We start from the raw sequence: 20,399 nt of genomic DNA, 5'->3' as shown, positions 1-20,399 counted from the left end.
AGCGTCCGTACAGTAGATGTATGACCTCGGCACCCACATGGCTCAGCGACGAGGAGCAGCGCACCTGGCGCGCCTACCTCCACGCCACCACGCTCCTCGAAGACCACCTCGACCGCCAGCTCCAGCGCGACGCCGGGATGCCGCACGTCTATTACGGGCTGCTCGTCCAGCTCTCGCAGGCGCCCCGGCGCCGGATGCGGATGACCGAGCTGGCCAAGAGCGCGAAGATCACCCGCTCGCGGCTCTCGCACGCCGTCGCGCGCCTGGAGAAGAACGGGTGGGTGCAGCGCGAGGACTGCCCGTCCGACAAGCGGGGGCAGCTCGCGACGCTGACGGACGCGGGCTTCGGGGTCCTGGAGCGGGCCGCGCCGGGGCATGTCGCCGCCGTACGCCAGGCGATGTTCGACCGGCTCACGCCGCAGCAGGTGGACCAGCTCGGCGAGATCATGCGGGTGATGGCCCAGGGCCTCCAGCCCACGGACGCGAAAGCGGACCTGCCCTGGCTCCGCTGAGTTCAGCGGGGCCAGGGCAGGTCGTGCGTCCGGGGTGCTACCGGGGGGTCAGTGCGCGACCACCGGGATGCGGACCTCGTCCTCGATGTCCTCACCGGAGTCCGATCCGGCGACCGGACCGCCGCCGGGGCGGCCGGTGTTGATGAAGGTGACGGCGATCGCGGCGGCGAGCACCAGGATGCCGACCGCCCACCAGATGGCGGCGGTGAAGCCGTTCACCATGGACTGGAGCTTGAGCAGCTCCGGGTTGGTGGCGCCGAGCGCGGCGTGCGAGGTGATGTACGCCGTGGTCGCCGAGGCGGCGATGGTGTTGAGCAGGGCCGTGCCGATCGCGCCACCGACCTGCTGCGAGGTGTTGACCATCGCGGAGGCGACACCGGCGTCACGCGGCTCGACACCGATGGTGGCGAGCGACATGGCGGGCATGAAGGCGGACCCCATGCCGAGGCCGAGCAGGATCTGCGCCGGGAGGATCAGACCGGCGTACGAGGTGCCGATCTCCAGCTGGGTCAGCAGCAGCATGCCGATGCCGGCGGTCAGGAAGCCGGGGCCCATCAGCAGGCGCGGCGGGACCCGGGTCATCAGGCGGGCGCCGATCTGGGTGGAGCCGGTGATCATGCCCGCGATCATCGGCAGGAACGCGAAGCCCGTCTTGACCGGCGAGTAGCCCTTCACGACCTGGAGGTAGTAGGTCAGGAAGAGGAACAGGCCGAACATCGCGATCACCGCGAGGCCGAGCGAGAGGTAGACACCGCCGCGGTTGCGGTCGGCGATCACGCGCAGCGGCAGCAGCGGGTGCTTGACCCTGGCCTCGGTGAGGACGAAGGCGGACAGCAGCACGGCCGAGGCGATGAACATCGAGACGGTCAGCGCGTCCGACCAGCCGGCCGACTCGGCGCGGGTGAAGCCGTACACCAGGGCCACCAGACCCAGGGTGGACAGGACCACGCCGGGGATGTCGAGCGGCGAACGGTTGCGGGCGCCGGCCGGCTCACGGATGACGAAGTAGGCACCGGCGGCGGCGACGATCGCGAACGGGATGTTCACGAAGAAGGTCCAGCGCCAGTTCAGGTACTCGGTGAGGAAGCCGCCGAGGATCAGGCCCACCGCGCCACCGCCACCGGCGATCGCACCGTAGATGCCGAACGCCTTGGCGCGCTCCTTGGCGTCGGTGAACATCACCGCGAGCAGCGACAGGGCGGCCGGCGCGAGCAGTGCGCCGAAGGCGCCCTGGAGTGCGCGCGAGCCCAGCAGCATCGCCTCGCCGGTGGCCGCTCCGCCGAGCGCGGAGGCGGCGGCGAAGCCGAGCAGTCCGACGACGAAGGTGCGCTTGCGGCCCCACAGGTCGGCGATGCGGCCGCCGAACAGGAGCAGCCCGCCGAAGGCGAGGGCGTAGGCCGTGATGACCCACTGCTTGTTGGCGTCACTGATGCCGAGCGCGTGCTGGGCGGAGGGCAGGGCGATGTTCACGATGGTCGCGTCGAGCACGACCATCAGCTGGGCCAGGGCTATGAAGGCGAGCGCCTTCCAGCGACTGGGGTCGGGAGCGGAGAGCTGGTCTGTTTTTGACATGGAGGTAGCCACCTTGGGACGCGGAATACCGAGTAAGTGTTTGTAACTACGTTGAACTGCGTTGCGTGATCGGGGAGTTGAGGTCAGGAGGCGATCAACTCTTCCGGAGGTCGTCGAGGGTCGCCGCACTGCCGGGCAGCTCGGACCGCGCCGGGGCCTGAAGCCCGTCGAGGAACAACTGCAGGTGGCGGTGGACGAACTGGTCGATGTTGAGGCAGGCCGTGCCGGGCAGCGGCCTGGTCAGCTGGGAGAGGGCCACCATGAGGTCGCCGACGGCGACGTCGGTGCGGAGCCGGCCGGCCGAGCGGGCCCTTTGCATGAGCCCCTCCACGTCGCGTTCGAGGCGGTCGCGGGCCGCGTTCAGTTCCGCGTGGTCCTGGTCGAAGGTGTCGGAGAGCATCGGGCAGAGCGCCCCGATCCGCTCGTCGGCCGCCGCGTGCACGAAGCGGCGCAGCGCGGCGAAGGGGTCCGCCTCCTCGGCGGCGGCCGCCTCCGCACGGGCCGAGACCCGGTCCATCACGGACAGGACGACGCTGGTGATGAGCTCGGAGCGGTCGGCGAAGTGGCGGTAGATCGTGGCGTTGCCGACGCCGGCCCGGCGGGCGATCTCGTCGAGCGGCACGTCGGCGCCGTACTCCACGAACATCTCGCGCGCGGCGGCGATGATCCGCTCCCGGTTGCGCAGGGCGTCGGCCCGCGGGCGCGGGGCGCGGCGCGGTTCCGCGGTGACGGTGGCGGTCTTCACGGCTCTGCTCCTTCTCGTGACGGTCGGGGCCGGCGGGCCTCGGGGTGTCCGCTCGGGACCTGACCCAAGCGGGGAAGCACTCCCCGTTTCGCGGGGACACGTGTTCAAACGGGGAAACCTTCCCCGGTTATTTCCCTGATCCGGTGTGACCTGAGTCACATGCGTCGATATCAGGAAAAACCCACATTCGGGCCACCCAGCGCGCGACCGAGACACGCCGGACACAGGGTGATCAGACGAGCGCAGTCAGGAACCGGCCTGCTGTCGCGTACCCGAAGGCGAGGCGTACGCATGCAGGACGCAAGCCAGTCCCGCCCGGCTCGGGCGCCCGGCGGCCGGATATCCGGCCGGCGCCGGAGCACCTTCGTCGGCGCCGCGCTCACCTCGGTCGCGCTCGCCGCGCTGACCACCGGCTCCACCACCCTGTCGATCGCGACCCGCGCCGCCGCGGGACCGGTGGCCGCCCCCGGGGACACCTCGCTCGCCCCCTGCCGGATCCCGACCGTGCTCGGCGTGCAGATGTCGGAAGGGCTGCCGACCCAGCCCGGCTACGCGCACTCCACCGGCATCGTCCGCGCCCTCACCCTCATGATCGACTTCCCGGACGCACCGGGCCCCGGCTCCGCGCTCACCCGGTACGACGAGTTCTTCCCGCAGACCACCACCTGGTTCCGGAACGCCTCCTACGGCCGGCTCGACTACCGCCCCGAGGCACCGATCCCGACCTGGCTCAGGATGCCGAAGGCCTTCTCGGCGTACGGGATCGACCGCGGCTCCCCCTATGAGCCCGGCTACCACCGGCTCGTGCAGGACATGGTCGCGGCCGCCGGGGCACGGGTGAACTTCTCCCAGTACGACCTGGTGAACGTCCTGGTCACACCGAACGCGGGCCCCTCGGCGCTGGACACCGTCCTGTCGGTGACGTTCTCCGGCAACGACGAGGCCCCCTACGCCGACGGCGTCCCGCTCGCCAACACCTCGTTCGTCTACAGCCGCCAGGACGACGGCTCCGGCTCGTACGGCGAGACCGGCTACCGGGTGCTGCCGCACGAGAACGGCCACGTCTTCGGGCTGCCCGACCTCTACACCGCGCAGGGCGGCAGCGCCGTCGGGCACTGGGACATCATGTCCGAGGACTGGGGCGCCAACAACGACATGCTCGGCTGGCACAAGTGGAAGCTGGGCTGGCTCGACAACAGCCAGGTGTCATGCGCGTCGGAGAGCGGCACGAGCCAGTACGTGCTCACCCCGCTGGCCGTGAACGGCGGCCCCAAGCTGGTGTTCGTGCCGGTGACGAAGGAGAGCGGGTTCGCGGTGGAGGTGCGCACCCGGGCCGGCAACGACGAGGCCGTCTGCAAACCCGGCGTGCTGGTCTACCGCGTCGACGCGGGGGTCGACACCGGCCGGGGCCCGGTCACCGTCTCCGACAGCAAGCCCGGCAGCGGCGGCTGCACCCGCCGCCCCAACGTCAACGCGGAACTCTCCGACGCGCCGTACGCGACGGGGGAGGCGTTCGTGGACCGGGCGAGCGGGGTGCGGATCGCCGTGACCGAGGTGGACGGGACGGGGAACTATCACGTGCAGGTCACCCGCACTTAGGCACCGGGGCTCCGCTCCTCAACTCCCCCACAGGGCTTGGTCTTTACCGAGATCCCGCAGCTCCCTCTTCAGCACCTTCCCCGTCGCGTTGCGCGGCAGCGGCTCCTCCCGCAGGAGCACGTGCGCCGGGACCTTGAACGCGGCCAGCGACGCGCCGACGTGGACGCGCAGTTCGTCCGGGGCGACCATCGAGCCCGCCCGCACCTGCACCACCGCCGCGACCTCCTCCCCCAGCACCGCGTGCGGCACCCCGATGACCGCCGCGTCGAGCACCTCGGGGTGGTCGTGCAGCACCGCCTCGACCTCCACGCAGTACACGTTCTCGCCGCCCCGGATCACCATGTCCTTGATCCGGTCCACCACGCCGACCCGCCCCTCGCGGACCACCGCGAGGTCACCGGTCCTGAACCAGCCGTCCTGGAAGGCGAGTTCGGTGGCCGCCGGGTCGTTCCAGTAGCCGCGGATCAGCGACTGGCCGCGCAGCCACAGTTCGCCGACCTCGCCGTCCGCGAGCGCCGCACCGTCGGGCCCCGCGATCCGCACCTCGGTCACGGGCGTGGGCCGCCCCACGCTGTCGGGGCAACTGCGGTACTCCGCACCGAAGTTGGCGAGCACCCCGCCGCTCGTCTCGGTCAGCCCGTACCCGTTGCGCGGCTCGACGCGCGAGCCGTACCGCGCGGTGATCTCGCCGACGAGACCGGGCGGGGCCGCCGCGCCGCCGGTGTTGAGCGCGGTCAGGCTCTCCAGGCCGTCGCCCGCCTCCTCGGCGGCGGCGAGCAGCTGGAGCGCGGTCGCGGGCACCCCGGCGTAGTGGGTGACCCGGTGCTCCCGGATGAGCGCGAGGGCGCGGCCCGCGTCCCACTTGCGCATCAGGACGAGCGTGCCGCCGGCCGCCATCGCCGCGTACACCGAGGTGAACGCGGCCACGTGGAAGAACGGGAAGGTCATGAGGGTGACCGGCACGGGCCCCTGGCCCGGGACCAGGCCCCGGCCGAGCAGCGACATGGCGGCCTGGAAGCGCGGGTTCATGACGGCCCCGGCCTGGGCGAGCTGGGTAGCGACGGCGCCCTTGGGGCGGCCGGTGGTGCCGGAGGTGTAGATGATGGTGGCGTCGGCCTCCGGGGCGACGTCGACGTCGGGCGGTCCCGCCGCCGGGTCGGGCGCGGTGAGCTCGTCGAGGTCCGCGTACCGCTCGAAGCCGTCGGGCAGTTCGCCGGTGTGGTGGAAGACCAGGCCGCGCACGCCGTGCCGGCCGGCCCAGCCCGCCACCCTGTCCAGCCGCTCGCCGTCGACCAGCAGCACCCGCGGGGTGCAGTCGTCCAGCGCGTACGCGAACTCCTCCCCGGTCCACCAGGCGTTCAGCGGCACCGCCACCAGGCCCGCCAACTGGGCTGCCCAGAAGGCGATGTGCCACTCGGGGTGGTTGCGCAGGGCGATGACGGCCCGGTCGCCGGGGCGCAGCCCGTAGGTGGCGGTGAGCCGCCGGGCCAGCGCGCAGGCGGCGGCGAGGAACTCGGCGTAGGAGTACGTGCCGGTCTCGGCCACCAGGAAGGGCCGGTCACCGAAGGCGTGGACCGTCTCGGCGAATTCGCGCAGGGTGCGCGGCCCGGTGGCGTACTCGTACGCCCCGCTCTCGGTGCGGACGACGGCGAACGGCGCGCCCGGCGCGGTGAGCAGCGCCTGGGCGCGGGACGGTTCGATGTGCGGCTGTGTCGTCGGCACTCAGGCCCCTCCAGAAACGTCCGGCCCCGTGGCTCAGGACGCTATGCCGCGGGCCCGCGACCGTCAAGGTCCATGTATTGCGCAACTACAGCTGCGGGCCAGGCCCGGCGCCCCGGGACTCCCGCATGCGTACGTACTGGGATGTCCCGCACACTACAAGCAGGGTGCATAACCGCGCATAACGGGCACCGCCGACCGCCGGAGAGGAGAGGTCCGCGTTGAGAGGCGACCGCACGAACACCAAAGTGGTCCTGGCCCTGTTCGCCGTGGCCGTCCTGGCCCTGGGCGGCTGCTCGTCCGGCGGCGGCAGGAGCCCGGCGCCGCACCCGAGTCCGACCGTGTCCCGGGCGCGCATCACCACCACGCCCAAGGACGGCGCCGGCCACGTCGGCATCACCGTCAAGGACGTCGGGGCGAGCGTCGCGGACGGCACCTTCACCTCCGTCACCCTCACGGCCCAAGGCGGCCGGGCGATACCCGGGACGCTGGCGGCGGCCGGGAACTCCTGGCGGCCCTCGGCGAATCTGGCCCGCGGCACGGCGTACACCCTGACCGCCGAGGCCAAGGACCCGGACGGGCGCACCGCGGTCACCACCACGCGCTTCACCACCGTCTCCCCGAGCAATTCGACGATCGCGTTCTACGCCCCCGAGGACGGCGCCACGGTCGGCGTCGGCATGGAGGTCTCCTTCCGCTTCGACAAACCGGTGACCGACCGCCGGGCCGCCGAGTCCGCCGTGAAGATCACCTCCACCGGCGGCCAGCAGGCCGTCGGCCACTGGTTCGGCGACCGGCGCCTGGACTTCCGCCCGCAGGAGTACTGGCGGCCGGGCTCCAGGGTGACCGTCGGCTTCGACTTCGACGGGCTCGAACTGGCCAGGGGAATATACGGAGTTCAGGACAGGTCGTTCGGCTTCACGGTGGGCCGCGAGCAGATCTCGACCGTGGACGCGGCCACCCAGCGGATGACCGTCCAGCAGAACGGCGCCGTCCTCAGGACGGTGCCGGTCTCCACCGGACAGCCCCGGTACGCCACGTACAACGGCACGATGGTCATCACCGAGCAGTCCCGGCAGACCAAGATGAACAGCATCACGGTGGGCCTGGGCGACGAGTACGACATCCCCGACGTGCCGCACGCCCAGCGGCTCACCGACTCGGGCACCTTCATCCACGGCAACTACTGGGGCGCGCCGACGAACTTCGGCGCCGAAGCCACCAGCCACGGCTGCATCGGCCTCCCGGACAGCCAGGCCGGCGACCCCGACACCCCCGCCGCCTGGTTCTACGCCAACTCCCTGCCCGGCGACCTGGTGATCGTGCGGAACTCCGAGGGAGGCGGCACGGTCGCCCCGGACAACGGGCTCGGCGGCTGGAACATGGCGTGGCCGGCCTGGACGGCGGGCAGCGCGGGCGCTTGAGAACCGTGTGGCTCAGTCCGTCTCGGGCTTGGCGAACCTCCAGCTGAACGGGTCGATGTCCGGGTCGTGGGCGTCCAGGGCGGGCAGCGGCTGCCGGGCGGAGGCGCGCAGTCTGATCACCCCTTCCTGTACGACCGAGGCGGCGAGGCGGCCGTCGGCGGTGTAGATCCTGGCGTGCACCAGGCCCCGGCCGTCCGAGGCCGACGGGCTCTGCTGCTCGTACAGCAGCCACTCGTCCGCGCGCAGCGGCCGGTGGAACCACATCGCGTGGTCGAGGCTGACGGCCACTCCCTTGCCGTCCGCGCGCTGGCCGGTGCGGTGGTAGGGCGAGGCGGCGTCGAGCAGGGTCAGGTCGGAGAGGTAGGCGACGAGGCACTGGTGCAGCAGGTGCCGGCCGGCGCCGGGGCCGTCCGGCGCGTGCCGGGTGCGGAACCAGACGCGGGTGGCCGGCCGGTCCCCGTCCGGGGCGCCGGGGAACGGGGCGTCGTACACGTACCGCACGTCGACGGCGTGCCGCGCCTCGCGCAGGCGCTGGATGACCGCGGGATGCACATGCGCGGGCGGGACTTCGGACGCCGCCGCCAGGGTCTCCGGGGCGGGCGCGGCCGGCATCGGGGTCTGGTGGTCCAGGTCGCGCAGGGCGCTCGCGCGCTGGAACGACACCGTCAGATGGAAGACCTCGCGGTCCCCCCGGTCCTGCTGGACGGCGACGACGCGCCGGTTGGTGAAGGAGTGGCCGTCCCTGACCCGTTCGACGCGGTACGTGATCGGCACCGCCGCGTCGCCGGGGAACAGGAAGTAGCCGTGCAGCGAGTGGGGTTCGCGGCCCGGGGCGACGGTGCGGCCGGCCGCGGCGAGCGCCTGGGCCACGATCTGCCCGCCGAACACGGTGGGCATCGCGGAGGGCGGGGTGAGCCGGCCGCGGAAGGTGTCGGGGGCGGTCTCGTCGAGGGTCATCAGGTCGGCGAGCGGCCACACGGGGGTGGCGGGGTGGGTGGGAGTCAGTGTCATGGCGATCACTGGGAGGTCGTGTGCAGGGGGCGGACCGCGATGGCGACGCGGTGCGGGGCGTCGCCCGGGAGCGCGCCGCCGAGTTCGCGGCCGTAGCGGTCGGCGAGCGCCACGAACAGGCGGCAGTCCGGGTCCGGTTCGACGCGCTCGACCACACCGCGCAGTTCGAGGTAGCGGTAGGGCTTCTCGGGGTCGTTGACCGACACCGACACCCTCGGCTCGGCGCTGATGTTGCGGAACTTGCGGCGGGTGGTGGTGCTGCTGAACCACAGCAACTCGCCGTCCCAGCGCGCCCACATCGGGTTCGACTGCGGCATGCCGTCCGGGCGGACGGTGGCCAGGTGCACGAACAGGGGCCGCTCTAGCAGGTCCTGGTGGCTCTCGGGAACTAGGGACACGGAAAGCACTCCTCCTTCGACGTTGGGGCGCGGCTCAGGAACGGGCGGTCACGGATTCCACGAACGGGACCGCCGTCTTCAGGAAGGAATTCCTTTCCGGGACGGCGAACAGAATGTCCTGGTGGAGCATCGAGAAATCGCTGTGCAGACTGAGGCTCGGAATGCTGGTGTTCCTCGCCAGCTCCTTGGCGGCCTCGCCGACCGTGCCCTTCGCGAAATTCGACTCGAATACGTAGACGGGCACGTCGACGGCGCGGGTGTGCCAGAGACGGAGCCCCAGGAGGCGGGACACCTCGGAGTCGGTGAAGCCGATCACGCCGTGGTAGTCGAGCATGGCGCGACTCGGCGAGTACCACTCGCGGGCGGAGCGCTCGCCGTCGCCCGCGTACGCCTCGGCGATCCGCGCCAGCGGGCTCGGGCCGGTGTCGAGCCAGTCACCGGCGTCGGTGAGCCGGCCGGACTGGATGGCGTGGCCGAGCTGCGGGGCGAGGGTGTCGGCGATCAGCCCGAACAGGCCCGCGTTGGTGAGGGGGCGGCCGATGGCGAAGGCGTCCGGCAGGGCGTGGGCCAGTTCGGCCGGGCCGTGCGGGTCGGCGAGTGCGTGCCGGGCGGCGAGCTGCCACCAGACGGCGCCGGCCTCGGGTTCCTCGCCGAGGCCGAGCGCCGCGCTCATGCCCTCCTCGAACACGGCGCCGCCCTCGATTCCGGCGAGCGCGGCACGGGCCCGGTCCGGGGTGATGCCGGTGGGGATGCCCGCGCCGCGGTAGGCGTGGTAGGGGCCGCCGTCCAGGATCATCAGCCCGGCGAGGTCCTCGGCGCCGCGGTGGCCGTCGAAGTCCCAGGCCGCGTAGGCCAGTGCGGTGAGGCCGCCCAGGGAGTGCCCGCCGAGGACGACCTGCCGGCCGCCGGCGCCCGCTTCGCGCACCGCCAGGCGTACGTCGTCGAGGAGTTCGGCCAGGCCCCACCCGGCGGCCCCGGTCGCTTCGGCGGCCGCCTTGCGGTGGCGGCCCTGGAGGTAGTAGGTGCGGGCCGCCGCGAGGCCGCCGGCGAATCCGCTGAGGTCGGACAGCTCCTGCTGGCGGCGGTCCACGGCCCACACCTGGAGGCCGGGCAGCGCCCGCACCAGGTCCCGGGCGACGGGCAGGAACACATTGGCGCCGTAGCCGCGGGGCGGCACGACGACCAGGACCCGGCGGGCGTCGTCGGCGCCGATCTTGAGGAGGCGGGCGCCGTGTCCGCCGGCCACCGGCCCGTAGGTCTCGCGCGGTTCGGCCGTCGCGGCACTGGCTGCTGCGGGGACCCGCAGGGCGTCTCCCATGGTCACGGACTCTCTCCTACGGTCGGCTCGGCAATTGCCCAGAGCCTCACACTCCACGATGGAAGTGGAATAAAAGCTGAATTGAATTCCTTGCCGTATGACTGATTTCCCGCATAGCTTCGGGGAGTTCGAATGCCTCGCGAGGAGACGGAGTCGGCGTGCAGCATTCACCGGAGACCCTGGTTGTCGGTGCCGGACCCACGGGCCTGACCCTGGGAATCGAACTGCTCAGGCGCAATGTGCCGGTGCGGGTCGTGGACCGGGAGGACCGGCCGCATCCGCACGCCAAGGCGATCGTGCTGTGGCCGCGCGCCCTGGAGGTGTTCCGCAGGCTCGGAGTGGCCGGGGAGATCCTGGAGCGCGGTGTGCCGCTGCCCGCCGCCAACTACTACTCCGCGGGCCGCCGGGTCGCCCGGATCGGCTTCGACAGGATCACGGGAACGCGCTTCACGGCCCCCCTCTCGCTGCCCCAGGAGCAGACCGAGGCGGTCCTGCGGGAGGCCTTCCAACGCCTGGGCGGAGAAGTCGAGTTCGGCCGGACGCTCACCGCAATCGACCAGTCCCCCGACGGCGTGCGCGCCACGCTGGAGGGACCGCGCGGAGCGGAGCGGCTGGCCGCCTCCTGGGTCGTGGGCTGCGACGGCGCGCACAGTACGGTGCGGGGCCTGGCCGGGATCGGCTTCGCCGGGCTCACCTACCCGCAGACCTTCCTGCTCGCCGACGGCCCCTGCGAGACCTCGCTCGCGCACGACGAGGCGCACTACTTCATGACCAGCCGCGGTGTTCTGGTGGTGGTCGGTCTGCCGGGCGGGGACTACCGGGTGTTCGCCGGGGTGCGGTCGTTCGCGGAGTCGGACGATCCGCTGCGGGTGCTCCAGGAGGCGGCGGGCGAGCGCTGCCCGGTGCCGCTGCGAATGACGGGCCCCGCGCGGACCGGGATCTTCCGGGTGCACGCGCGCCGGGCCGACCGGTTCAGATCGGGCCGGGTGCTGCTCGCCGGGGACGCCGCCCACATCCACAGCCCGGCCGGCGGCCAGGGGCTCAACACCGCGGTGGAGGACGCCCATTCGCTGGCCTGGCGGCTCGCGCTGCCCGACGCCGACCGGGTGGAGCACGAGGTCGACCGGTGGGAGCGGGAGCGGCGCCGGGTGGCGGCGACGGTGGTGTCCGACACCGACCGCCAGACCCGGATGTGGATGCTGACCGGATGGCGCGGCCGGCTGCGGGACACGGCGCTGGTGGCCGGCCAGCACAGCGGACTCCTCGACCGGCTGGCCCCGCCGCGGATGGCGCAGCTCCACCACACCCACCCCGGGCACGGGCCGGCGGCGGGCCGGATCGTGCCGGGGCGCCGGGTGCCGGACCTGCCGCTGGGCGGCCAAGGCGCCGTCCGCGTCCACGACTTGCTGGCGGAGGGGCGTACGGTCCTGCTCGTCCTGGCGTCCGACGAGACCTCCGCCGCCCGGTCCGGCGAGGTGGACCGGCTGCTCGGCACCGGCCGCGGGGCGCACCGCCCGCCCGCCGACGCCGGGCGGTGGCTGCGGGTCGTGACGCGCCGCAGCCCCGCGGCAGCGGAGGCCGACGGGGTGCGACTGGTCCTGGATCCCGCGGGGGTGGCGCACCGCGGCGCGCGGGTGCGGGGCCCGCTGGCCGTGCTGATCCGCCCCGACGGCGTCGTGGAGCGGGTCGTGCGCGGCGCCCGGCGGTAGGGGGTGTCCGAGACACACGCCCCTGAGCGCGGGGTTACGCCGTGTGCAGCAACTCCCGGTACCAGGCGGTGTGTTCGGGGAAGCGGTCCTCGAACCCCGGGCCGGGATCGCGGCCCAGGTCGGCCCAGAGCGGGTCGCTGTCGAACCAGTGGTCGGTGACCATCATGTCCAGGTCGTGCGCCGAGCGGCCGCGCTCGGCGAGGGCCGCGCAGGCCTGCGGATAGCTCAGGTCGTGCTCGGGCCAGGGGATGCCCGCGGTGGCGGCGAGCGCGCGCAGCAGTGCGCTCCAGGGCACGGGCCGCGGGTGGTTGGCGTGGTAGACGGAGGCGGTGAGACGCCCGGCGGGGGCGAGGCCGGCGGCCACCACGGCGTGCGCCAGGTCGTCGACGGCGATGGCGGACACCAGGGCGGGCCACCCCTCGACGGTGCCGGGCAGCGTGCGCAGGACCCTGGCCAGGGTGGGGGCGACCCACTTGTCGCCCTCGCCGTAGACCAGGTGCGGCCGCAGCACGATGCCGCCGGCCGCCAGCACCGCGTCCTCGGCGGCCGCCCGGGTCCGCGAGGTGACCGACACCGGCGCGCGGCCGAGGTCCTCGGGCCGGGCCCGCCGGAAGGTGCCGCGGCCGTACACCGAGGCGGTGCTCAGGTAGACGATGCGGGACACCCCGGCGCGCCGGGCCTCCTCGACGAGGGCGGCGGTGCCCCGGGCGTTGACGGCCTCGCAGGTCTCGGCGTCGCCGCCGATCTGCGAGGCGCAGTGCAGCAGGATGTCGGCGCCCTCGCAGATTCCGCGCAGCGAGCCGGGATCCGCGAGGTCGGCGGACACGCTGTGGACGCGGGGGGCGTCCCGGGCGACGGGGCTGCGGTGGGCCAGCAGCCGAAGCGGGGCGCCCAGGCTCTCGGCCTGGCGGGTGACGCGGCGGCCGATGAAGCCACCGGCACCGGTGATCATGACAGTGGGCATGCGGCGGTCTCCCGTGGCGCGGTCAGATGAGGGGACGGAGTCCGACGGTGGCCGTGAAGACGGGCTCGTCGCGCTGGATCCCGGTGATGCGTACGGGAATGATTCCAGCCGCGTCGGGGCGGCCCACCTCGGCCTCGATCCAGCAGGGCGCGTCGAGTTCCGCGTAGCGCGTGAACGTGCTCTCCAGTTGGACGGGCAGCGCGCCGGGCAGCCCGGTGGCGGCGTACGCGGCCTGGCGGGCGGACTCGATCAGGACCATGCCGGGCACGTGGTCGACGGGGTGGTCGAAGAAGATCGGGTGCGAGGTGTCGACGCGCAGCTGCCAGCGGTGGGGGGTCTCGGCAGCGGTCTCGGCGAGCACCACGTCGCGGGAGCCGGACCGCCCGACCGACTCCGGGGGGACGCCCACGGGCAGCGCGAGCGGGGTCGTGGTGGGGCGTTCGCCGCGCAGCCTGCGGTAGACGGCCGGGCTGGTGCAGCTGAACCGCGCCTCGGCGACCGCGAGCGGCAGCCCCTCGCGCTCGACACTGACCTGGTACGCCATGCTCACCAGCTGCTTTCCGCGGCGGACGATGTCGTGGCAGGTGGTGCGGAGTTCGACCTCGGTCGGCGTAGGGCCGACGCTGAGGGCTTCGGGCAGGGCGGAGAAGGACATGTTCCACATCAGGAACTGGTGGCCGAACGGCACCTCGTATTCGGCGTGGGCGAGCAGCGCTCCGGCCTGCCGCACGGATTCGACCAGGAGCAACGGGTCCTGGTGGTCGGCGGTCGGCGCGAAGAGGGCGTGTCCGCGCGGCCACTGAGCATTGACCAAAAAGCAATCAGACTTGTCTGTTTTCCAGTTGGTAAGGAGCACTTCGGAGACTGCGGCGCGGTGCACATACTCACGCGGAACGGTCATGGTGAGCGGTCGGACCGACGGGGCGGGGTGCCGGACGACGACCGGACCGTGAGCCCGGGAACCGTTGTGACCAGCGGGTATCAGGATGCTCGTACTGCGCTGCATGCAAGGAGGCCTGTCTCTTCGCGGGCAGGGTGAAAGACTGCACGTCAGTCACCGGCTGCGCTGGCTAATGATCACCTGCAGCCAGTAAGATACAGACAGGTCAGTTCGGTTTCAAAGGTATCGAGGACTTAGATGGGACAGCAGGAACGCGGGACCAGGTCCAGGCAGTCGATCTTGGAGGCGGCGGCTCGCGTCTTCGATGAGCGGGGGTACGACGCGGCGAGCACCAACGACATCCTCGCCCTGAGCGGGCTGACGAGAGGCGCCCTCTATCACCACTTCCCGTCCAAGGAGGCGATCGCGGCGGCGCTGGTGGCCGCTCAGAGCGAAGCGCTCGTGATGCCGCCGCAGGACGTGCAGTTGCAGGCGGCCATCGATCTCACGATGGAGTTCGCCCGCCGTCTCCAGTGCGACCCGGTACTGCGGGCCAGCGTGCGCCTCACGGTCGAGCAGACCTCGTTCACGGCGCCGGCGCGCACCCCGTACGAGCGCTGCGTCGAGGCGATCCACTCGCTGCTGAGCGGCGCGGCCGCGCAGGGCGAACTGCTGCCGGGCGTGGACCTGGACGAGATCACCCAGTTCATCGTGGGGGCCTTCACCGGCCTCCAGTTGATCTCGCAGGTCTACACGGGGCGCCAGGACCTGCTCGATCGCGTCTCGGTGATGTGGCGGTTCCTGCTGCCGGGCATCGCGACGCCCGGCATGCTCGGACGGCTGCGGACCGCCCCGCCCACGAGGCCCGGAATCCCGGCCGGGGCGCAGCCCGCCGCATAGCCCGCGGGGGCCCGACGGCGGGCCCCCGCGTCTCAACTCGCCAGTATTTCGGGCGAGTTGACCGCAGCTTCGGCGTGGTGGCCGAACAGCGGCCGGAGCATGTCCCAGATCCGGTCCGACACCTCGCCGTCCCACCACGCCCCGTCCGTGCGGCCGAGCGTCTCCAGGCCGGCCGTGACGACCACCGCCAGGTCGGCCAGATCGCGCCCGGCGGGCTCCCGGCCGGCCGGGAGCCGCCCGCTCACCTCGCGGTGGACGAGCCCGAGCACCTCGTCGCGCAGCCGCGCGGGCCCGGTGGAGCCGTCGGGGCCAAGACGCATCCCCGCCCGTACGGCGGGGACCTCGCGCAGGGCGGTGACGAGCGCGGAGCTGAAGCGCGCGGGCGCCGCCCCCGCCGCGGGGTCCGCGAAGGCCGCGGCGGCGAGGCCCGCGACCTCGGTCCGCGCCTGCGCGTACACCGCGGCGGCCAGCGATTCCTTGGTCGGGAAGTGGTGGTAGAGCGCGCCCCTGCTGACGCGCGCACTGCGGCAGATGCTGACCAGTCCTGCGTCGTGCACCCCGCCCTCGGCGATGAGTTCGGCAGTGGCGCGGATGAGGGCCTGTCGGGTCTGCTCGGCGCGCTTCTGCATGGCGCGGCACCTGTCCTTTCCCGTACGCGGGACGTTCGCGGAATCTGACGAAAGCGTTGCCACACCATACAACCCTGTCTGTTTACGCTTCCACTCCCCGCACGCAACCAGCTCGCCTCGCCACGGCCGGACGGACCGGTTCACGCCCGCCCACTTCGCCACGGATCAACAAATACGCAGGTGGAAGCCCAAAGGGCAGCGAGCGGTCACCCCGGCCGCCGGAATGTCGACACGAGGGAAGTAGGTAGTTGACAACCAGACAAGTCTGTTTGTTATCTTCGTGCTACCCAGTGGGACATGAGCGTTGAGGAGTCCGATGGATAGCTCGACCCGCACCGTGCGTCAGCCCGTCTCAGGAGGCGTCCTGGGTGCCGTGGTCGGAGGCAGGTTCGCGGAGGCCCTCCAGGAGGGGCTCGCGCGGGCGGCTCAGCGGCCGGGCCTGTCGGCGCCTGTGGCCCGGCCCCGCCACAGCGCGGACGCCCCCGCCCCGCTCACCCGCCGGAGCGTGCTCACTCCCGTACTCCTGAAGGGCGAGGGGGACGCGATCCTGGACCGGTTCAGGGCGGCGCTGCCCTCCGCGCTCCTTCCGGCCGACCGCGAGGTGCCCGACCTGCACGCGGCGCTGGTGGCCTTCGCGCGTCATGTCCTGGCCCACGCCGAGGACTTCGGGGCGCTGGAGGGCTCGGCCCCGCCGGACCTGCCCCCGGCGGGCGACGCCTCGCCGCACCATCTGGTCGCCGCCGCCTCGCTGTTGCTGGAATGCGCCCTCATGCACGTGGTGGAGAACGGCGCCCCGCACCACGACGCGGTGACCGTCGTACGGACCCTCGGCGATGTCATGCGCACCACCGGGGTCCCCTTCTGGCAGGGCGACCACGGCTGGAGCGAGCGCCGCAGGATCGCCCGCCGGCTCCACGACGAGCTCGGCAACGCGCTCGCGGTGGCCCTGCACCGGATCGAGCTCAGCGAGGACGACCCCGGCGCCGCGGCCGCCCACCTCGCCGCGGCGAAGAAGGCGCTGGGCGAGGCGGTACGGGAGAACCGCGGCCTGATCGGCGGCCTGCGCGAACAGGGCCACACCCCGCCCGTGCGCGAGGCGATCGAGGCGTTCCTGGCCGACGCCGCGCCCACCGCACAGGTCACCGTCGCGGTGACCGGGGACGAGACCGCCGCGTCCGAACGCTGCCGCCGCGAGCTGTTCCTCGTCCTGCGCGAGGCCCTGCGCAACTGCTTCGCGCACGCCGGGGCCCGCCACATCGAGGTCACCGTGCGCACCACCCGGCGCTGGCTGTACGCCCGCGTCGAGGACGACGGCACCGGCTTCACCGGCGCGCCGCCCGCCGACGGCGCCGGGCACGGGCTGCGCTCCATGACCGAGCGGGTGGAGGACCTCGGCGGCCGGCTGCGCATCCTGGGCGGCCCCGGCGGCGGCACCCGCATCGAGATCCATCTGCCCCTGGGCACTCGACTCTGACAAGGACGCGCCATGTCTGTCACCCGCATCGTCGTCGCCGACGACCACGCCCTGTTCCGCGAGGCACTGGGCGAACTGCTCAACGCCCAGCCCTCGATGACGGTGGTGGGGTACGCGTGCGACGGCGCCGAAGCCGTCCGGTGTGCCGCCGCCCAGCAGCCGGATCTGCTCCTCCTTGACCTCCAGATGCCGAGCAACCACGGTCCGGGCACGGTACGGGGCGTCCTGCGGGTGGCGCCGCGCACCCGGGTGCTGTTCCTGTCCGCCTACGCCGAACCGCACACGGTGGACCAGCTCCTCGCCGCGGGCGCCCGGGGTGTGCTGCACAAGGGCATCGACCGCAAGGCACTGCTCGTGGCGCTGTCGCGGGCCATGGCGGACGACCGGCAGACGACGGTCCTGGTGCCGTCCGGCGCCGCGCCCGCCGCCGGGGACGAGCCGCTGTCGCGCCGGGAGCACCAGGTGCTCGCGCGGGCGGCGACCGCGATGAGCAACCGCCAGATCGCCGACGCGCTCGACATCACCGAGGGCACCGTCAAGCGCCATCTCCACAGCGTGTTCCGCAAGTTGGGGGCGGTGTCGCGGCTCGACGCGGTGAACAAGGCGGTGCAGGCCTCGCTGATCCCCTCGCCCGCCATGCCCGCCGCACGGCGGCGGGGGGGGGGGGCGGGCCCCCCCCCCCCCCGCCCCCCCCCCCCCCCCCCCCCCCCCGGGGGGCCCCCCCGGGGGGGGGGGGGGGGGGTGTGGGGGGGGGGGGGGGGGGGGGGGGGGGCGGGGGGCGGCGGGGGGGGGGGGGGCGGGCGGCGGCGCCGCCCCCCCCCCCCGCCCCCCCCCCCCGCGCCCCCCCCCCCCCCCCCCCCCCCCCCCCCCCCCCCCCCCGCCGGTACGGCGGTTGGTTCATCCGGCCGCTGACGGACGGCGCACGACCGCGGCCGCCACCGAGCCGTCGCCGCCCACCGAGGTGACCAGACCCCACGCACCGGTGCCGGCCGCGCCGTCCGCCTCCCAGTGCGCGAGCAGCGCCGCGAGCTGGAGCGAGCCGCTCGCGCTGTAGGTCTCGCCCAGGACGTCCTGCACGCGCAGCACCTCGGGGGTGTGACCGGCGAGCGCCCGGTGCCGGCCTCGGGACTCCACCGCGGTCCAGCCCCGCCCGCCGGTGGCTCCCGCGGAGACCACGCAGATGTCCCCGGGCGATACGCCCGCGGCGCTCAGCGCGTCCTCGACGCAGCGCGCCAGCGCCGCCGCGACCGCGAGCGGCCCCTGATCGGCCGGGCTGAACGCGACCTCGCAGGAGGCGAGTTCGGCCAGTGCGGCTCCGGACGTGCCGTGCTCCAGGACGAAGACGGCGCTGCCCTCGCCCAGTGCCGCGTCCGCGCCGAGCACCCCGCTGTGGTGCCAGGCCCAGGCGGAGTGGGCGCTGAGCTCCTCGACGCCGCCGGTCAGCAGCCGCTTCGCCCGGCCGTTGACCAGGATGTTGCGGGCGTAGCGCAGCGCGGACAGGCTGGAGATCTGGCCGCCGGCCAGGCTCGCGTTGACGCCGGTGAAGGAGTGCCGCATCGCCACCTGGGCGGCGCAGTGGTTGAGCAGCAGCCCGGGGAAGAGGGCCGGGCTGACCAGGTAGGGGCGCTGCTGCTCGTAGGTGTCCTGGAAGAACTCCGAGAACGCGCGGGCACTGCCGGTGCTGGTGCCGAGCACCACCCCGGTGTCGGCGCGTTCCGCCGGGTCGATCAGGTGCGGAAGGCTGTCGAGCGCGAGCTCGCTCGCCGTCATGCCCAGGGTGCTGGTCCGGCTCAGGGCGCGCAGCCCCTTGCGGCCGAGGTGCTCCTGGGGGTCGAAGTCCGGCACGCTCCGCAGGTCCAGCGGCGGGGCTTCCTTGCCGCCGAGCGCGCCGGCGGCGCCGTCGCCGGCCGGCAGCGAGCCCGAACGGAGCGCCTCGTACAGGGCCTTGCCGCCGATGCCGGCGGCGCTCAGCACCCCGTAACCGGTGATCCGCACCGGGGCGGGTGCGACGCTGCTGCTCATTCGGGCCTCCCCAGCATCACGATGGCGTTGTTCCCGCCGAACGCGAAGCCGTGGTTCTCCACGATCTTCGGCCGGGCGGCGCGGGCCGTCCCCGGAACGCAGTCCAGGTCGGGGCCGAGGGCCGGGTCCACCTCACGCACCGTCGCGGTCGGCGGCAGGAAGCCCTCGTACAGGGCCATGCAGCAGGCCAGCGCGCCGAAGCCGCTGGCGGCGCCCATGGTGTGGCCGAGCATCGACTTGATCGAGCTGATGGCCGGGATGCGCTCGCCGAACACCTCGCGCACCGCGGCGACTTCGGTGGAGTCGTTCGCGGCCGTGCCGGTGCCGTGCGCGCACACGTAGTCGACCTCGTCGGGCTTCACCCCGGCGCTGTGGTGGGCGCGCCGGATGCACTCGGCGATGCCGTCCCGGTCGGGCTGGGTGGGGTGCTTGGCGTCGCAGGTGATGCCGTAGCCGAGCACCTCCGCGTACACGCGGGCCCCGCGGGCCTGCGCGCTCTCCCACGATTCGAGCAGCAGGGCGGCGCCCCCCTCGGCGGTCATGATGCCGCCGCGGTGCTCGTCGAAGGGCCGGCACAGGTCCGGGGCGATGGCGCCCAGGCGGTGGAAGCCCGCGTGGGTGGCGCGGTTCACCGCGTCGGCGCCGCCGACCAGCATGACGTCGGCCGCGCCACCGCGGATGACGTCGAAGCCGTACCCGATGGCGTAGTTGCTCGCCGAGCAGGCGGTGCCGAACGTCTGCGCCTCGCCGCGCAGCCGCAGTTCGGTGTTGACGGCGGCCGCGATGCGGTCCGCGGAGGCCTGGGCGGCGAGATCCCCGTCGATCCCGTCGGGCCCGTGCTCCAGCCACTGCTCGGTCAGTTCCTGGAAGACCCGCGCCTCGCCGTTGGTGGTGCCCATCGCGCTGCCCGCGCGGGCCGCCGACAGGGCATCGGGGTCCCAACCGGCGTCCTGGGCGGCCAACTTGGCGGCGGCCGCGGCGAACTGGCTGCTGCGGCCCCACTCGGCCGGCGGCAGCCGCTCCAGATGGTCCTCGGGCCGGAAGTCGTGGACCTCCCCGGCCTGGGTGTGCTCGAAGCCCTCGGTGTCGAACGACTGGATCTCGGAGATTCCGCTGCGCCCGGCGCGGACGGCCTCGGTGAACGCCCCGGCGCCGATGCCGAGGCTGCTCACCGCACCGAGACCGGTCACCACGACCCGGCGCAGCCCGGACTCAGACACCGGCGACCGCTTTGGTGTGGCGCGCGATCAGCGCGTACGCCGAGGCCAGGTCGTCCAGGTCGACGAGCTCCTCCTGCGGGATCTCGATGCCCAGCTGCCGCTCGAAGCGGGAGAACATCTCGATGATCAGCAGCGAGTCGGCGTCGAAGTCGTCCGCGAAGCTGTGGTGCTCGCCGACCTCCTCGGCGGGCACCTCCAGGACGTCGGCCACGATGTCCCGGACCCGGGTGCGCAGTTCCGACGACAGGGATGCGGCCAGGTTTTCCGACATTTCTGTTCCCTTCACTGGGCGGCCGTGAATTC

19 protein-coding genes are annotated in these 20,399 nt (G+C 73.2%); 7 read left to right on the top strand and 12 right to left on the bottom strand.

Annotated elements, in window-relative coordinates; genetic code table 11:
* Positions 1-20 precede the first annotated feature (20 nt).
* On the top strand, positions 21-512 hold the full coding sequence (locus ACIQ8J_RS16135) for a MarR family winged helix-turn-helix transcriptional regulator (RefSeq protein WP_403271211.1): 492 nt from the start codon (positions 21-23) through the stop codon (positions 510-512).
* A 48-nt stretch (positions 513-560) separates the two neighbouring features.
* Here ACIQ8J_RS16135 and ACIQ8J_RS16130 read toward each other — a convergent pair whose 3' ends face one another.
* Together ACIQ8J_RS16130 and ACIQ8J_RS16125 are read right to left on the bottom strand one after the other, a co-directional pair.
* Positions 561-2,084, bottom strand: a complete 1,524-nt coding sequence (locus ACIQ8J_RS16130) for an MFS transporter (protein WP_403271208.1) — start codon at positions 2,082-2,084, stop codon at positions 561-563.
* Positions 2,085-2,178: 94 nt separating this feature from the next.
* Positions 2,179-2,829 carry a TetR/AcrR family transcriptional regulator gene (locus tag ACIQ8J_RS16125; RefSeq protein WP_403271205.1) on the bottom strand — a complete coding sequence of 217 codons (651 nt, stop codon included), beginning with the start codon at positions 2,827-2,829 and terminating at the stop codon, positions 2,179-2,181.
* Positions 2,830-3,120: 291 nt separating this feature from the next.
* Between ACIQ8J_RS16125 and ACIQ8J_RS16120 the strand changes: the two genes are divergently transcribed.
* Positions 3,121-4,428 (top strand): M6 family metalloprotease domain-containing protein, encoded by a 1,308-nt coding sequence (locus tag ACIQ8J_RS16120; protein WP_403271202.1) that lies wholly within the window; start codon positions 3,121-3,123, stop codon positions 4,426-4,428.
* A gap of 18 nt (positions 4,429-4,446) precedes the next feature.
* Here the strand turns inward: ACIQ8J_RS16120 and ACIQ8J_RS16115 are convergent, their stop codons facing one another.
* The gene (locus tag ACIQ8J_RS16115; RefSeq protein ID WP_403271199.1) at positions 4,447-6,150 is read right to left on the bottom strand and encodes a class I adenylate-forming enzyme family protein; all 1,704 of its coding nucleotides are present in this window, start codon (positions 6,148-6,150) and stop codon (positions 4,447-4,449) included.
* A 218-nt stretch (positions 6,151-6,368) separates the two neighbouring features.
* Between ACIQ8J_RS16115 and ACIQ8J_RS16110 the strand changes: the two genes are divergently transcribed.
* Complete coding sequence (locus ACIQ8J_RS16110; protein WP_403271196.1) at positions 6,369-7,571, top strand: Ig-like domain-containing protein; 1,203 nt, start codon at positions 6,369-6,371, stop codon at positions 7,569-7,571.
* Between the two features lie 12 nt (positions 7,572-7,583).
* Here ACIQ8J_RS16110 and ACIQ8J_RS16105 read toward each other — a convergent pair whose 3' ends face one another.
* From ACIQ8J_RS16105 to ACIQ8J_RS16095, 3 genes are read right to left on the bottom strand one after another with little or no spacing between them, the layout of a single operon-like run.
* Positions 7,584-8,582, bottom strand: a complete 999-nt coding sequence (locus ACIQ8J_RS16105; protein ID WP_403271194.1) for an acyl-CoA thioesterase — start codon at positions 8,580-8,582, stop codon at positions 7,584-7,586.
* A 5-nt stretch (positions 8,583-8,587) separates the two neighbouring features.
* Positions 8,588-8,980 carry a PPOX class F420-dependent oxidoreductase gene (locus tag ACIQ8J_RS16100; protein WP_403271191.1) on the bottom strand — a complete coding sequence of 131 codons (393 nt, stop codon included), beginning with the start codon at positions 8,978-8,980 and terminating at the stop codon, positions 8,588-8,590.
* Between the two features lie 34 nt (positions 8,981-9,014).
* Positions 9,015-10,304: an alpha/beta hydrolase gene (locus ACIQ8J_RS16095; protein ID WP_403271189.1), complete on the bottom strand. Its 1,290-nt coding sequence runs from the start codon at positions 10,302-10,304 to the stop codon at positions 9,015-9,017.
* 152 nt (positions 10,305-10,456) lie between these two features.
* Between ACIQ8J_RS16095 and ACIQ8J_RS16090 the strand changes: the two genes are divergently transcribed.
* Positions 10,457-12,007, top strand: coding sequence for an FAD-dependent monooxygenase (locus tag ACIQ8J_RS16090; protein WP_403271186.1), 1,551 nt, complete (start codon positions 10,457-10,459; stop codon positions 12,005-12,007).
* Between the two features lie 34 nt (positions 12,008-12,041).
* On the opposite strand, the gene ACIQ8J_RS16085 is transcribed toward ACIQ8J_RS16090, so the two are convergent.
* Both ACIQ8J_RS16085 and ACIQ8J_RS16080 read right to left on the bottom strand, forming a co-directional pair.
* A complete protein-coding gene (locus tag ACIQ8J_RS16085; protein ID WP_403271183.1) occupies positions 12,042-12,971 on the bottom strand; it encodes an NAD-dependent epimerase/dehydratase family protein in 930 nt (309 codons plus the stop codon).
* 22 nt (positions 12,972-12,993) lie between these two features.
* Positions 12,994-13,872 (bottom strand): ScbA/BarX family gamma-butyrolactone biosynthesis protein, encoded by an 879-nt coding sequence (locus ACIQ8J_RS16080; RefSeq protein WP_403271180.1) that lies wholly within the window; start codon positions 13,870-13,872, stop codon positions 12,994-12,996.
* A 237-nt stretch (positions 13,873-14,109) separates the two neighbouring features.
* Here ACIQ8J_RS16080 and ACIQ8J_RS16075 point away from each other — a divergent pair, with 237 nt between their 5' ends.
* Complete coding sequence (locus ACIQ8J_RS16075; protein WP_403271177.1) at positions 14,110-14,751, top strand: ScbR family autoregulator-binding transcription factor; 642 nt, start codon at positions 14,110-14,112, stop codon at positions 14,749-14,751.
* 32 nt (positions 14,752-14,783) lie between these two features.
* On the opposite strand, the gene ACIQ8J_RS16070 is transcribed toward ACIQ8J_RS16075, so the two are convergent.
* Positions 14,784-15,380 carry a TetR family transcriptional regulator gene (locus ACIQ8J_RS16070; protein WP_403271174.1) on the bottom strand — a complete coding sequence of 199 codons (597 nt, stop codon included), beginning with the start codon at positions 15,378-15,380 and terminating at the stop codon, positions 14,784-14,786.
* 316 nt (positions 15,381-15,696) lie between these two features.
* Here ACIQ8J_RS16070 and ACIQ8J_RS16065 point away from each other — a divergent pair, with 316 nt between their 5' ends.
* Positions 15,697-16,854, top strand: a complete 1,158-nt coding sequence (locus ACIQ8J_RS16065; protein ID WP_403271171.1) for a sensor histidine kinase — start codon at positions 15,697-15,699, stop codon at positions 16,852-16,854.
* A gap of 12 nt (positions 16,855-16,866) precedes the next feature.
* Entirely contained in the window at positions 16,867-17,766 is a 900-nt protein-coding gene (locus ACIQ8J_RS16060) for a response regulator (RefSeq protein WP_403607840.1), read from the top strand.
* On the opposite strand, the gene ACIQ8J_RS16055 is transcribed toward ACIQ8J_RS16060, so the two are convergent.
* From ACIQ8J_RS16055 to ACIQ8J_RS16045, 3 genes are read right to left on the bottom strand one after another with little or no spacing between them, the layout of a single operon-like run.
* Positions 17,752-18,876 carry a beta-ketoacyl synthase N-terminal-like domain-containing protein gene (locus tag ACIQ8J_RS16055; RefSeq protein ID WP_403271166.1) on the bottom strand — a complete coding sequence of 375 codons (1,125 nt, stop codon included), beginning with the start codon at positions 18,874-18,876 and terminating at the stop codon, positions 17,752-17,754. The two genes, ACIQ8J_RS16060 and ACIQ8J_RS16055, sit on opposite strands and share 15 nt — an antisense overlap.
* On the bottom strand, positions 18,873-20,096 hold the full coding sequence (locus ACIQ8J_RS16050; RefSeq protein ID WP_403271163.1) for a beta-ketoacyl-[acyl-carrier-protein] synthase family protein: 1,224 nt from the start codon (positions 20,094-20,096) through the stop codon (positions 18,873-18,875). Before ACIQ8J_RS16050 ends, ACIQ8J_RS16055 begins: the two co-directional genes overlap by 4 nt.
* A complete protein-coding gene (locus tag ACIQ8J_RS16045) occupies positions 20,089-20,367 on the bottom strand; it encodes an acyl carrier protein (RefSeq protein ID WP_403271160.1) in 279 nt (92 codons plus the stop codon). Before ACIQ8J_RS16045 ends, ACIQ8J_RS16050 begins: the two co-directional genes overlap by 8 nt.
* Positions 20,368-20,399 lie beyond the last annotated feature (32 nt).

This window comes from Streptomyces sp. NPDC094147, assembly GCF_044764265.1.
Lineage (GTDB): Bacteria > Actinomycetota > Actinomycetes > Streptomycetales > Streptomycetaceae > Streptomyces.
The sequence above is the reverse complement of the archived record's forward strand: the minus strand, read 5'-3'. Positions and strand labels throughout refer to the sequence as shown.